This window comes from Streptomyces sp. TM32, assembly GCF_004122755.1.
Lineage (GTDB): Bacteria > Actinomycetota > Actinomycetes > Streptomycetales > Streptomycetaceae > Streptomyces > Streptomyces sioyaensis.
Genome location: NZ_SDIG01000179.1, coordinates 1 through 12,127, shown reverse-complemented (window position 1 = coordinate 12,127; position 12,127 = coordinate 1). Strand labels below are relative to the sequence as shown.

Sequence of the window (12,127 nt, the reverse complement as noted above, 5' to 3'; positions counted from 1 at the left end):
TCCTGCGCCTGGTGGAACGGATGCTGCTCGTCCAGCCCTCGCTACCGCCCCCCTGGCTCGACCGGCCCCTACCCCGCGCGCTGGGGCGGTAGCGAGGGCTGGACGAGCAGCATCCGTTCCACCAGGCGCAGGAACATCGCGGCGTCCCGCAGAAGATCATCGGCGTCCCGGCGGCCGGCCGCCCCGGCTATGCCGGCCTCGGCCTTCGCCCGGCGGTCGGCGCCGGAGGCGAAGAGTGCGCTCCACTCGGTGAGTTCGGGAGCGACCTCGGGGAGGACCTCCCAGGCACTGCGGATACGCCGCCTGCGCCGCGCGGTGGTCTCGGGCCGGCCGCGGACGGCGAGGACGGCGGCGGCAGTGCGCAACGCGGCCAGATGAGCCGTGGCGAACCGCTCGTTGGGGGTTTCCAGGGTCTGCGCTTCCTCCAGACCCTGCTGTGCCTGGGTGAGCAGAGCGAGCGCGGCGGGTGGTGCGGCCGCCCGCCGCAGGACGGGGTGGACATCGCTCGGGGGACCGTACGCAGCGGAGCTGCCCCTGCCGGGACGAGCTGCCATGACGAACCTCCTGTCGTCGCATGCCGGTTCGGGACCGAATGCCGATTCGGGACCGTATGAACCCATCGTGAGGTACGCCACTGACAATCGGCGCTGACCTGCGCTTTCGCCGAAAGCGGACGGATTCTCCGACGGAGCCGAGGGGCCGGCGACCCCACCGCCGTGCGGAACCAGGGGCAGGCGTGCGGACGGTTTTTTGTACTGACCGGTCAGTGAAGGAAGGTTCGTGGACACTGCCCCGCACGGACCGCCGCTGCCGGAGCGTGCCGGAGCCTGGGCCGTGTCGCGCGGCCTCGCGGCGGTGGGCACACGGTGCTCGCGGTGTGCAGCGAACCGCCGGAGGGCGACGCGGGCGTGGTGCCGGTGCGGACCGTTCACGGCTTCGACGCCGCCATCCACCCGTATCTGCCGATGAGTTGTCTCGTGGCGGTGCTGACGTCCCTGACGGCGCGCGGCCGGGAGGTGGTGCGGATGAAGGACCTGCATCCGGAGCTGAGAATGTGAGCGCCCGCTGCCGTCGGGAGGTATCCACGGTCCGCCCACCGTCCTGTGGGAGGCTGCCCCGGGGTCGAACGCCCGGTGGGCCGCCCTCGCGCCGCGCGTCGATCCGCGGGGAGCGGCACAATCGCCCCCATGGACAGCTCCCACTCCCGCCGCGACGCCACCCGGCGCAAGCTCTTCGACGCCGCGGTCACGCTCATCGCCGAACAGGGTTTCTCCTCCACCACGGTGGACGAGATCGCCGAACGGGCGGGCGTCGCGAAGGGCACGGTGTATTACAACTTCGCGAGCAAGAACGTTCTCTTCGAGGAGCTGCTGCGGCACGGCATCGAGCTGCTGGCGACCTCCTTGCAGTCGGCCGCCGACGAGGTCACCGGCCGGGGCGGCAGCCGGATCGACGCGTTGGACGCCATGATCCGGGCCGGCCTGGACTTCATCTCCCGTTACCCGGCGCTCACCCAGCTCTACGTGGCCGAACTGTGGCGCACCAACCGGGCCTGGCAGTCGACGCTGATGGTGGTGCGGGAGCGGGCCATCACGGTGGTGGAGACCGTGTTGCGGGAGGCGGTGGCCCGTGCGGAGCTGAGCGAGGAGATCGATGTCCCGCTGACCGCCTCGGCGCTGTTCGGAATGGTTCTGGTGGCCGCCCTGGACTGGCAGTCCTACCAGCCCGACCGGTCGATCGATGAGGTCCACGCGGCGCTGTCGCGGCTGCTCCAGGGGCGGGTCGGCGGCCAGGCCTCGTAGCCCGGCCCGGCGGGCGGGCCGGGGCCCGTGATCGCGGGTGGCCTTCCGGGGCGGGATGCGGATGCGCGCCGTCGTGGTCAGGTGCGGCGCGCACCCGTTCTCCCCCGTGGGTCCGCACAAAAGAGTGCGCTGCCCTGGCGCAGATCGTTCCCCCCCGATCCGACCAGGACAGCGCTTCCCCCGTACTCCCCCGTGCTTCCCCCGTATCCCCCGTCACGTCCGGGAGCCGCGCCGCTCCGCCGCCCCGTGTCGGCGGTGCGGCGCCGCTTCCCTTCCGTGGCCCCTACTCTTCCGTCCGGGCGGCCGGCGGCCCATCCGCGTACCTACTCATCTCGGCGTCTGAGTACGGATACTCAAGTCTGAGCACGCGCCCCCAGGGCCTACGATCTTCGGCGTGTCCGTACTTCCCTTGGTGTTCACCAGTGGCTGGGCGAGCGGGATCAACGCCTATGCCGTCGTCCTCGTCTTCGGTCTGCTCGGCGCGACCGGCGTCAGCGAGGAGGTGCCCGCGGCGCTGCAGCGCCCCGATGTGCTGCTCGTGGCCGGGGTCCTGTTCCTGTGCGAGGCGGTCGCCGACAAGGTCCCGTACGTGGACTCCGTTTGGGACGCCGTGCACACGGTGATCCGGCCGGTCGCCGGTGGTGTCGTGGCGGCGCTGCTGGCCGGGCACGACGGTTCGCTGCCCCAGCTGGCGGCGGGCGCGGTCGGCGGCTCGACGGCGCTGGTGAGCCATCTGGTCAAGGCGGGCACCCGGATCGCGGTCAACACCTCGCCGGAGCCGGCCAGCAACATCGTGCTGAGCGTGGTCGAGGATCTGGGCGTCGCCGGGCTCGTCGCGTTCGCGGTGTTCCATCCGGTGGCGGCCGCGGTCATCGCGGGGGCGCTGCTGGTGGCGGGGATCGCGGTGGTGGTCTTCCTGTGGTCGCGGATCCGCCGGTACCTCCAGCGGCGGCGGCAGCGGCGCGAGGAGAAGCGGCTCGCCGCGGCGGGCGGCGCGGTGCCGCCGGCGGTCTGACGGCCCGCGCGGGCGGGGCGCGTCGGGGCCGGCGGCGGTCCGGCCACCGGCCGTGCGGGCGTTGTCAGTGGCTCCGGATAAAGTCGCAGGCATGGCACGGATTGCGGTGATCGGCGCCGGGATGGGCGCGATGGCGGCCGCTGCCCGGCTGGCCGTCGCGGGCCACCGGGTGGCGGTGTTCGAGCGCGACGCGACGCACGGCGGTGCGGTGCGGCGTCTGGAGCGGGACGGCTTCGCCTTCGACACGGGGCCCGGTCTGCTGCATCTGCCGGCCGTCTACCGGGACCTGTTCCTCAAGACCGGCCGGGAGCCACTGGAGAGCTGTGTCGAGCTGTCCCAGGTCGACCCCGCGAGCCGTCATGTCTTCGCCGACGGCACGGCCGTGTCGCTGCCGAACGCCTCGCGGGCCGGCGTGCTGGCGGCCCTGGACGAGGCGCTGGGCGCAGGCGCCGGGGAGCGCTGGAGCGCACTGGTGGGCCGCGCCCGTGAGGCCTGGGACGCCACCCGCCGGCCGCTCCTGGAGGAGCCGTTGTGGCAGGACTGGCGGGTGCTGGGGCGCGATCCGTATCCGGCGGTGCGCCGGCGCGGACTGTTCGGCCGGGGCAAGGGCCCCACGACCGCCACCCTCGCCGAGGTGGCCCGCCGCGAGCTGGCCGACCCCCGGCTGATCGCGCTGCTGGAGAGCCATGCGCTGGCCTACGGCTTCGACCCGCGCGGCGCCCCGGCGAGCGCGGCAGTGCTGCCGTACATGGAGCAGACCTTCGGGAGCTGGTATCCGCGCGGCGGTCTGCGGGCGCTGGCCGACGCGGTGTACGAGCGCTGTCTGGCGCGCAAGGTGGAGTTCGGTTTCGGTGCCGCGGTGACCGGGATCGTGGAGAAGGACGGCCGGGTGGCGGGCGTCGAGCTGGCCGACGGCCGGGTGGCCGAGGCGGAGTTCGTGGTCGCGGGCATCGATCCGGGGCAGCTCGCGGGGCTCTGCGGGGGCCGGGAGCCGTGGGGCGCCGATGAGGTGCGCCCCGGCCCGGGCGAGCGCGGCCCCGGGCGGCTGACGGTGTGTCTGGCGCTGCGCGGGGCGCGCCCCGCGGACGCCGTGCACCGGACGGTGGTGCATGCCGCGGACCGCGCGGCCGAGTTGGCGGGCGTGTTCGGCGACGGCCCCGGGCTGCGGCCCCCCTGTGACCGGCCCACGGTGACGGTGCTGCGCCCGGACGACCCCGCCGTACGGCCGGACGGCGCCCATGAGGCGGTGACGCTGACCGCGACGGTCGCCGCGCACGGCCCGGTGGACTGGCTCGACGGGGAGGCCGTGGCGGCCGAGGCCGAGCGGCTGACCGGGATCGCCGAGGCCGCGGTGCCGGGGCTGCGGGAGCGGGTGCTGTGGCGGGAGGTGCTGCCGCCCACGGACGACATGCCGGTGCCGGGCCCGGCGCTGGCCGGCCAGGAAGGGCGCTTTCTGCGGCCCGGCAACCGCACCCGGATACCGGGGCTCTATGCGGTCGGAGGCTGGTCCCACCCGGGCGGCGGGCTCGCGCATGCCGGGATGTCCGGCGCGATCGTCGCGGGCCTGATCGTGCACGGCGACGACTGGCACGGCTCGACCTGACGGCCGGGCAGTGTGATGGCCGGGCGGTGTGACGGCCCGGCGGTGTGACGGCCCGGCCGTGTGCGAGGCCGGGGGCTGCCCGTCTCAGTAGCGGTACTGCTGCCCGTCGTAGCCCTGCTGGTAGGGCGGATACTGCTGCTCGGGCGGGAGTTCGCTGTCGCGCTGCTGGGGGACCCAGACACCCCCGGGCGGCGTCTCGCCGTAGCCCTGGCCCGGATTCTGGCCGAGTGGCTGTCCCTGGCTGTCGTACTGCTGCGCGGCGTAGGGCGCCTGGGCGTACGGCGACTGCGCGTAGGGGTCCGGCTGCCCGTACGCGTCGTAGGCCGCGGGGTACTGCTGGGTGCCGATGTACGGATCGGAGTAGGGCGTCTGCTGGCCCAGGGCGTCGCCGTAGGCCGCGTAGGGATCGGCCCAGGTGTCCTGGCCGGCGCCGTTCTGGCCGTAACTGCCGTCGTACGCATAGCCGTTGCCGCCGTCCGGAACGCTCCCGGCGGGGGTGCCGTAGGCGTCGTAGCCGGTGTATTCGGGCTGCGGGGCGCGGGCGTCGGGGCTGTAGATGCCGTACTGGCCGGTCTCGTCGGGCATCGGCTGCGGGGCGTAGACGGCGGTGGCGTCGGCCTGCGCATAGTCGTTCTGGACGGCGAACGGCTGGGTCTCGTAAGCGCTCTGGTCCAACTGCCCGGCCTGGTAGGGGTCCTGGCGGCGGAAGACGTCGTCGGTGTCGTAGTCGTAGGAGCTCTGCCCGGCATAGGGGCCCTGGCCGGCGTAGGGGTCCTGGCTCTGGAAGCCGCCGGTGCTCTCGAAGGTGTCCTCCAGCCCGTTGCCGGCCCCGGGCCGGAAGCCCCGCCCGTCGGTGTCGGCGGGCTGCACCGCCTCCAGGCCGGAGACCTCCAGCGTCGGTTCGGCGGGGGCCTGGCCGGAGTTGCGGGCCCGGCGGCGCCGGCCCTCGGCGGGCTTGCCCGACATCCCGGGCATGCCGGGCTTGCCGTCCTTGCCGCGCAGGGCCCAGCCGGTGGTGAAGCCGCGGCGGAAGGAGAGCGTCACATTGGTCTGCCCGACGGCGAAGGCGACGAGGCCCACTCCGATCACGATCACCGACGGGATGAGGACACCGACGACCACGGCGAGGAAACCGGCGAAGGCGAGCAACCGCCAGCGCAGCCGCGCCTTGTTCTGGAGCAGGACCTCACCCAGCAGCCACAGGGCGACCAGGCCGAACGCGATGTAGAGGACCGTCCAGCCCATATACGCCCCTCTTCCGCCGCTCGCCGGCCACCGTCATCAGGACTGCTGGTGCAGCCCCAGATTCTCGTAGATTTCCAGGGTCGCCGTGGAGTGGTTCAGGGTAATGAAGTGCAACCCGGGAACATCCTCGGCCATCAGACGTGCGCACAGGTCCGTTGCGTAGTCGATGCCAATGGAGCGTACCGCCGCCGGATCGTCCTTGACGGCGAGGATGCGCTCGGCCAGCTCGGGCGGGAAGGCCGCATTGCTGAGCTGAGCGAACCGCTCGATCTGACGCACGTTCGTCACCGGCATGATCTCCGGAATGATCGGCGTGGAGCAACCCGCGGCCGTCACCCGGTCCCGCAGCCGGAAGTAGTCCTCGGGATAGAAGAACATCTGGGTGATGGCGAAGTCCGCGCCGGCCCGGCACTTGTCGACGAAGTGCGCCACATCCGTGTCCCAGTCCGTCGAGCGCGGATGCATCTCGGGGAAGGCGGCGACGCCGACACAGAAGTCGCCGGACTCCTTGATGAGACGGACCAGGTCGGCGGCGTAGCCGACGCCGTCGGGGTGCTTGACCCACTCGCCCATCGGGTCGCCGGGCGGGTCGCCGCGCAGCGCGAGCATGTTGCGGATCCCGGCTCCGGCGTACTGGCCGATGATGTTGCGCAGGTCCGCCGTGGAGTGGTTGACCGCGGTCAGGTGGGCGACCGGGGTCAGGGTGGTGTCGGTGGCGATGCGCTCGGTGGCGCGCACCGTGCCGTCACGGGAGGTGCCGCCGGCGCCGTACGTCACGGAGACGAAGGTCGGCGAGACGGCCTCGATGCGGCGAATGGCGTTCCACAGGGTCCGCTCGCCCTTCTCCGTCTTGGGGGCGGCGAACTCGAACGAGTACGACTGCTTACCGGAGGCAAGCAGGTCGCGCACCGTTCGTGCGCGATCAGTCCTGGTGGAAGCTGTACCTAGGGCCATACCGGCAGGTTAACCACCGGCCGGGCACACACCAACCGTGATCGGCGTTATGCCTGGTTGGTGCGGTTCATGTCCACTGGTTGGACATTTTCCGGTCGCCGAGATGTCGGAAAACATTCCGCCGCCACCGGCTCCCCTGCCCTGCGGAAACCGGCCACGGAAGCCTGCCGGTCTTCTGGCGCCGCCGCGGGGTGATCCCGGTCACCCGTCCCGACCCGGCCCTAGGGGGTGTCCCAGGCCCGGATGCGCTTGGCCAGGTCAGCGGCCGCCGCCCCCGGGTCGTCCGCCTCGGTGAGGGCGCGGACCACCACGATCCGGCGGGCGCCGGCCGTCAGCACCTCGTCCAGATTTCCGGCGTCGATCCCGCCGATCGCGAACCAGGGGCGCTCGGGGGCGCGGGAGGCGGCGTAGCGGACCAGGTCGAGGCCGGGGGCGTGCCGGCCCGGCTTGGTGGGGGTGGGCCAGCACGGGCCCGTGCAGAAGTAGTCCACGCCGGCTTCGTCGAGGGCCGCGTCCACCTCGGCCTCGGCGTGGGTGGAGCGGCCTATGAGGACGTCGGGGCCGAGCAGGGCGCGGGCGGCCGGGACCGGCAGGTCGCCCTGGCCGAGGTGCAGCACGTCGCTGCCGGCGGCGTGGGCGACGTCCGCCCGGTCGTTGACCGCGAGCAGCTTGCCGTGCCGCCGGCAGGCGTCCGCGAAGACCTCCAGATGCCGGAGCTCCGCACCGGCCTCCATGCCCTTGTCACGCAGCTGGACGATGTCCACCCCGGAGGCGAGCACCGCGTCCAGGAACTGCGGGAGGTCGCCCTGCCGGGTGCGGGCGTCCGTGCACAGGTAGAGGCGTGCGTCGGCAAGGGCCTGTCGTGCGGTGGTCATCGGGCGGCTTCCCCCCGGGTCGGGGGTGTACGGGCCGGTCCTTCCGGTCCGTACACCCCGCGGATGTGGTTACGGATGCTGGTGCGGTCGCGGGACGGGAGTGCGCCGCACCGGGTGCGTCAGACGGCGAGCGCCTGGGCCCGGCGCTTCACCTCCGTGCCGCGATTCTCGCGCAGCGCCTGGGCGGGCGTGCCGGGCAGGGTCTCATCCGGGGTGAACAGCCACTCCAGCATCTCCTCGTCGGTGAAGCCGTCGTCCTTGAGCAGGGTGAGCGTGCCGACGAGGCCCTTGACCACCTTGTCGTCCTTGATGAAATCGGCGGGCACGTGCAGTGCCCGGTTCTCGCCGCGGCGCACCGCGATCAGCTGGCCCTCCTTGACCAGCTGTCGGACGCGGGTCACCTCGACGCCGAGCCGTTCGGCGATGTCGGGGAGGGTGAGCCAGGCGGGGACGAGTCCATCGATGTTTGCGTCAATCTCGGTCACAAGAACAAGCCTGCCACCTCGCACTGACAGCCGGTAGCCGGGCGTCGCCGTCGGGGGCCTGCTGCACACCGGAGGGTGACGGCCGGCTGCCGTCCGCGACCGTTGCGCGCCCCCGCTACAGCGCCGCGGCCTTCAGCGGTACGGAGGCGTTCGCGGCCCGCTCCCGGTCCAGGACGACCCCCCGCTCGATGAGCTTGCGCCCCTGAGCCAGGTCGCGCGGGCGCCCCACGGCCAGCAGCGCGACGAGCCTTCCCGCCCCTCGCCCGCCACCGCCCCGATCCGGCTGCGCTTCGCCCGGGCTCTCCGCACTGCGCAGCCAGAGCACCGACCAGGCGGCCCCGGTCGGGTCGCCGCGCCACACCAGTTCGTCGGCGTCGACGTGGTGGCCCGCGTACTGCACGAACCGGCCGAACTGCTCCGACCAGAAGTACGGGACGGGGTCGTAGACCAGCCCTTCCGTGCCGCCGCGGGCGATGTTCTCGGCGACCGTGCGGGGGCCCTGAAGGGCGTTGTCCCAGTGGTGGATGAGCAGCCGGCCGCCGTAGCGGGCCGAGGGGAAGGAGGCGCAGTCGCCGACCGCGTAGACATCGGGCACGGAGGTGCGCAGGCGGCCGTCGGCCAGGACGGAGCCGTCCTGCGGGGACACCTCGACGCCCGAGCCGGCCAGCCAGCCGGTCGCAGGCCGGGCGCCGATCCCGACGACCACCGCGTCGGCGGGCAGCGTCGTGCCGTCCTCCAGGGTGACCGCGCCGGGCGTGACGGACGCGACCCGGGCACCGGTGCGCAGCTCGGCGCCGGCGTCCGCGTACCAGCCGGTCATGTGGGTGGCCACTTCGGGCGGCAGGGCGCCGGCCAGCGGGCGGTCGGCGGCCTCGACGACGGTGACCGCACAGCCCGCTTCCCGTGCCGCGGTCGCGAACTCGGCTCCGATCCAGCCGGCCCCGACGACCACGATCTCGTGCTGGGCGGCGAGCACCGGCCGCAGCCGCTCGGCGTCGTCGAGGGTGCGCAGCAGATGGACGCCGGGTAGTCCCTCGCTGCCGGGCAGCATGATCGGGGCGGCGCCGGTCGCGAGGACCGCGTGGTCGTAGGAGATCGGGCCGTCGGCCGTCTCGACCTGGCGGGCCTCCGGCACCAGGCCGGTGACCGGGCGGTTGAGGCGGAGGTCGATGCCGAGCCCGGCGAAGTCGACGTCGAAGGTGGAGCCTTCGGCCTTGCCCAGCAGCACCGCCTTGGACAGCGGCGGGCGGTCGTAGGGCTGGTGGGGCTCGTCGCCGAGGAGCGTGATCGCGTCGCGCCACCCTTGTTCGCGCAGGGCGACGGCGGTCTGCACACCCGCGATTCCCGCGCCGACGATCACGACGCGCGGCGTGCGGTCAGGGGCCTGGGAGGACTTGCTCTGCTCGCTCACCTGATCACTCTAGGACGGTGGGCGGGGCCGTCCGCAGCAGCGCGCAAGGAGATCTCTGACACAGCGTCACACTCGCCCGGCGCGGTCCGCGGGCCCGTGGGCGCGCCGGAGGCGGCACCTTACGGCGCGTCGCGGCCCCGTATTAGGCTGACGGCCACACGCACTCGCGGGAGCCCGGACGCACCGGGCTGAGAGGGAGGCTGGCCGGCCTCCGACCGTACGAACCTGATCCGGGTCATGCCGGCGAAGGGAGGGGCTGGATGCCCATGCCACCATCTGCCGCACCGTCGCAGTCGTCCGCCAGGAGGCCGGACGTGCTCGTGCTCGGCGGCGGCCTCATCGGTCTGGTCACCGCCTGGCGGGCGGCCGGCCGCGGAATGTCCGTCGCGGTGGCCGATCCGGCGCCCGGTGGCGGCGCGGCCCGGGTCGCGGCCGGCATGCTGGCCGCGGTCACCGAGCTCCACTACGGCGAGCAGACCCTGTTGGGGCTCAATCTCGCCTCGGCACGGCGCTACCCCGAGTTCACCCAGGAGCTGGAGGAGGCCGGCGGGCAGCGGATCGGCTACCGGCGGTGCGGCACCCTGGCCGTCGCGCTGGACGCCGACGACCGCGCGCACCTGCGCGAGCTGCACGCCCTGCAGATCCGCTCGGGACTGGACTCGCAGTGGCTGACCGGGCGCGAGTGCCGCCGTCTGGAGCCGATGCTGGCCCCCGGGGTACGCGGCGGGCTGCGGGTGGACGGCGACCACCAGGTCGATCCGCGCCGGCTGGTGAGCGCCCTGCTCGTCGCCTGCGAGCGCGCCGGAGTGGACTTCCACCGCAGCCGCGCCGCCCGGCTGACGGTCGCCGGCGGACGGGCCACCGGTGCCGAACTCGCCGACGGGACACGGCTGTCGGCCGGTCAGGTCGTGCTGGCCGCGGGCAGCGAGAGCGGTCGTCTCGCCGGCGTCCCCGCCGAGGTGCTGCCGCCGGTGCGGCCGGTCAAGGGACAGGTGCTGCGGCTGCGGCTGCCGCAGGTGCCGGCCGGGAGCCCCGCCTTCCTGTCGCGCACCGTACGGGCCGTCGTCCGCGGCGGGCCGCTCTACCTGGTACCGCGGGCGAGCGGCGAACTGGTCGTCGGCGCCACCAGCGAGGAGCTGGGCTGGGACACCACGGTGACCGCGGGCGGGGTCTACGAGCTGCTGCGGGACGCGCACGAGCTGGTCCCGGGCATCACCGAGCTGCCGCTCGTCGAGACCTGCGCCGGGCTGCGCCCCGGCTCCCCCGACAACGCCCCGCTGCTCGGCCCGACCGCGCTGCCCGGCCTGCAACTGGCCTGCGGCCACTTCCGCAACGGGGTGCTGCTGACACCGGTCACCGGTGACGCGATGGCCGAGTCGCTGGCCACCGGGAGCCTGCCGGACGTGGCCCGCCCCTTCTCCCCCGCGCGCTTCTCCGCCACGCCCGGTCAGCACGGGGGGACTCCCCTCGCCGCCCCGGGGCCGGCGCGCACCCGTACCCCCCAGGAGCAGCCCGTATGAGCGCCCCCACCGTGTCCGTGTCCGTCAACGGCGAGGCCCGCGAGATCGCCGGCGGGCTCACCCTCGACCGGCTGGTCGCGACCCTGACCCCGGCGTCCTCCGGGGTGGCCGCGGCGGTCAACGACCTCGTGGTGCCGCGTGCCCAGTGGCCCACCACCCCGCTCGGCGACGGCGACCGCGTCGAGGTTCTCACCGCCGTCCAAGGAGGCTGACCCGCATGACCGATATCGCCACCCAGCGGGAAGCCGCTCCCGCCACGACCGCTGCCGACCCGTTCACCCTCGCCGGCACCACCTTCGGGTCCCGGCTGATGATGGGCACCGGCGGCGCACCCAGCCTCGACGTCATGGAGCGGGCGCTGCTCGCGTCGGGGACGGAGCTGACGACGGTCGCCATGCGGCGGCTGGATCCGACCGTGCAGGGCTCGGTGCTGTCCGTACTGGAACGGCACGGGATCCGGGTGCTGCCGAACACCGCGGGCTGCTTCACCGCGGGGGAGGCGGTGCTCACCGCCCGGCTCGCCCGGGAGGCACTCGGCACGGACTGGATCAAGCTGGAGGTCGTCGCCGACGAGCGCACCCTGCTGCCCGACCCGGTGGAGCTGCTGGATGCCGCCGAGACCCTGGTGGACGACGGCTTCACGGTGCTTCCGTTCACGAACGACGATCCGGTGCTGGCCCGCAGGCTGGAGGAGGTGGGCTGCGCCGCGATCATGCCACTGGGCTCGCCGATCGGCTCCGGGCTGGGCATCCGCAATCCGCACAACTTCCAGCTGATGACCGAGCGGGCCGGGGTCCCGGTGATCCTGGACGCCGGCGCCGGCACCGCCTCGGATGCCGCCCTGGCCATGGAGCTGGGCTGCGCGGCGGTGATGCTGGCGACCGCGGTGACCCGGGCGCAGGAGCCGGAGCTGATGGCCCACGCGATGCGGCACGCGGTCGAGGCGGGCCGCCTGGCGGCCCGTGCGGGCCGGATTCCACGACGTCACTTCGCCCTGGCGTCCTCACCTACGGAGGGGATGGCAGACCTGGACCCTGAGCGGCCGGCGTTTTAGGGGGCTTCCCACGTTGTCGGCCCCTCCGCTGCGCTTTGCTTTCTCCCCACGTTGTCGGCTGGCCCGCCGTGGTGGTGTCTCGCCGTTGCGCTTTGGTTTTGCTTCCCGCGTTGTCGGCTTTCCCGCCGTGGTTGTTCTCGCCGTTGCGCCTGCGGCGGGCGTG

At 73.5% G+C, this 12,127-nt stretch carries 13 protein-coding genes and 1 riboswitch; of the genes, 7 read left to right on the top strand and 6 right to left on the bottom strand.

Annotation, left to right across the window (positions count from 1 at the left end):
• Positions 1-68: 68 nt before the first annotated feature.
• The gene (locus tag EST92_RS27355) at positions 69-554 is read right to left on the bottom strand and encodes an SAV_6107 family HEPN domain-containing protein (protein WP_129283428.1); all 486 of its coding nucleotides are present in this window, start codon (positions 552-554) and stop codon (positions 69-71) included.
• Positions 555-875: 321 nt separating this feature from the next.
• Here EST92_RS27355 and EST92_RS31710 point away from each other — a divergent pair, with 321 nt between their 5' ends.
• The 4 genes from EST92_RS31710 (at position 876) to EST92_RS27335 (ending at position 4,420) form a co-directional block, all read left to right on the top strand.
• Entirely contained in the window at positions 876-1,058 is a 183-nt protein-coding gene (locus EST92_RS31710) for a hypothetical protein (RefSeq protein WP_129283427.1), read from the top strand.
• A 129-nt stretch (positions 1,059-1,187) separates the two neighbouring features.
• A complete protein-coding gene (locus EST92_RS27345; protein WP_129250964.1) occupies positions 1,188-1,802 on the top strand; it encodes a TetR/AcrR family transcriptional regulator in 615 nt (204 codons plus the stop codon).
• Positions 1,803-2,196: 394 nt separating this feature from the next.
• A complete protein-coding gene (locus EST92_RS27340; RefSeq protein WP_129250963.1) occupies positions 2,197-2,817 on the top strand; it encodes a DUF4126 domain-containing protein in 621 nt (206 codons plus the stop codon).
• Between the two features lie 91 nt (positions 2,818-2,908).
• Positions 2,909-4,420: an NAD(P)/FAD-dependent oxidoreductase gene (locus tag EST92_RS27335; protein WP_129283426.1), complete on the top strand. Its 1,512-nt coding sequence runs from the start codon at positions 2,909-2,911 to the stop codon at positions 4,418-4,420.
• A gap of 84 nt (positions 4,421-4,504) precedes the next feature.
• On the opposite strand, the gene EST92_RS27330 is transcribed toward EST92_RS27335, so the two are convergent.
• The 5 genes from EST92_RS27330 to EST92_RS27310 form a co-directional block, all read right to left on the bottom strand.
• Positions 4,505-5,665, bottom strand: coding sequence for a hypothetical protein (locus EST92_RS27330; RefSeq protein WP_129283425.1), 1,161 nt, complete (start codon positions 5,663-5,665; stop codon positions 4,505-4,507).
• Between the two features lie 36 nt (positions 5,666-5,701).
• Positions 5,702-6,619, bottom strand: coding sequence for a methylenetetrahydrofolate reductase [NAD(P)H] (metF, locus tag EST92_RS27325; protein WP_129283424.1), 918 nt, complete (start codon positions 6,617-6,619; stop codon positions 5,702-5,704).
• A 221-nt stretch (positions 6,620-6,840) separates the two neighbouring features.
• Positions 6,841-7,494: a thiamine phosphate synthase gene (thiE, locus tag EST92_RS27320; RefSeq protein ID WP_129283423.1), complete on the bottom strand. Its 654-nt coding sequence runs from the start codon at positions 7,492-7,494 to the stop codon at positions 6,841-6,843.
• A gap of 119 nt (positions 7,495-7,613) precedes the next feature.
• On the bottom strand, positions 7,614-7,979 hold the full coding sequence (locus tag EST92_RS27315) for an Rv2175c family DNA-binding protein (RefSeq protein WP_006606129.1): 366 nt from the start codon (positions 7,977-7,979) through the stop codon (positions 7,614-7,616).
• A gap of 115 nt (positions 7,980-8,094) precedes the next feature.
• Positions 8,095-9,390 carry an FAD-dependent oxidoreductase gene (locus tag EST92_RS27310; RefSeq protein ID WP_129283422.1) on the bottom strand — a complete coding sequence of 432 codons (1,296 nt, stop codon included), beginning with the start codon at positions 9,388-9,390 and terminating at the stop codon, positions 8,095-8,097.
• 156 nt (positions 9,391-9,546) lie between these two features.
• Positions 9,547-9,659, top strand: a riboswitch (TPP riboswitch).
• On the opposite strand from EST92_RS27310, the gene thiO reads away from it, so the two are divergent.
• The 3 genes from thiO to EST92_RS27295 all read left to right on the top strand — a co-directional run bounded on the left by thiO (position 9,657) and on the right by EST92_RS27295 (position 11,964).
• Positions 9,657-10,910: a glycine oxidase ThiO gene (gene thiO / locus EST92_RS27305; protein ID WP_254069048.1), complete on the top strand. Its 1,254-nt coding sequence runs from the start codon at positions 9,657-9,659 to the stop codon at positions 10,908-10,910. It overlaps the preceding riboswitch by 3 nt.
• On the top strand, positions 10,907-11,122 hold the full coding sequence (gene thiS, locus EST92_RS27300) for a sulfur carrier protein ThiS (protein ID WP_006606126.1): 216 nt from the start codon (positions 10,907-10,909) through the stop codon (positions 11,120-11,122). The genes thiO and thiS overlap by 4 nt, the downstream gene beginning before the upstream one ends.
• 5 nt (positions 11,123-11,127) lie before the next feature.
• Entirely contained in the window at positions 11,128-11,964 is an 837-nt protein-coding gene (locus EST92_RS27295; RefSeq protein WP_129283420.1) for a thiazole synthase, read from the top strand.
• Positions 11,965-12,127: the final 163 nt, after the last annotated feature.

Excerpts from the sequence above, each read along its gene's own strand:
- thiE (WP_129283423.1), bottom strand. The coding sequence starts at position 7,494 with ATGACCACCGCACGACAGGCCCTTGCCGACGCACGCCTCTACCTGTGC.
- EST92_RS27355 (WP_129283428.1), bottom strand. The coding sequence starts at position 554 with ATGGCAGCTCGTCCCGGCAGGGGCAGCTCCGCTGCGTACGGTCCCCCG.
- EST92_RS27295 (WP_129283420.1), top strand. The coding sequence starts at position 11,128 with ATGACCGATATCGCCACCCAGCGGGAAGCCGCTCCCGCCACGACCGCT.
- EST92_RS27345 (WP_129250964.1), top strand. The coding sequence starts at position 1,188 with ATGGACAGCTCCCACTCCCGCCGCGACGCCACCCGGCGCAAGCTCTTC.
- thiS (WP_006606126.1), top strand. The coding sequence starts at position 10,907 with ATGAGCGCCCCCACCGTGTCCGTGTCCGTCAACGGCGAGGCCCGCGAG.
- EST92_RS27335 (WP_129283426.1), top strand. The coding sequence starts at position 2,909 with ATGGCACGGATTGCGGTGATCGGCGCCGGGATGGGCGCGATGGCGGCC.
- EST92_RS27330 (WP_129283425.1), bottom strand. The coding sequence starts at position 5,665 with ATGGGCTGGACGGTCCTCTACATCGCGTTCGGCCTGGTCGCCCTGTGG.
- metF (WP_129283424.1), bottom strand. The coding sequence starts at position 6,619 with ATGGCCCTAGGTACAGCTTCCACCAGGACTGATCGCGCACGAACGGTG.
- thiO (WP_254069048.1), top strand. The coding sequence starts at position 9,657 with ATGCCACCATCTGCCGCACCGTCGCAGTCGTCCGCCAGGAGGCCGGAC.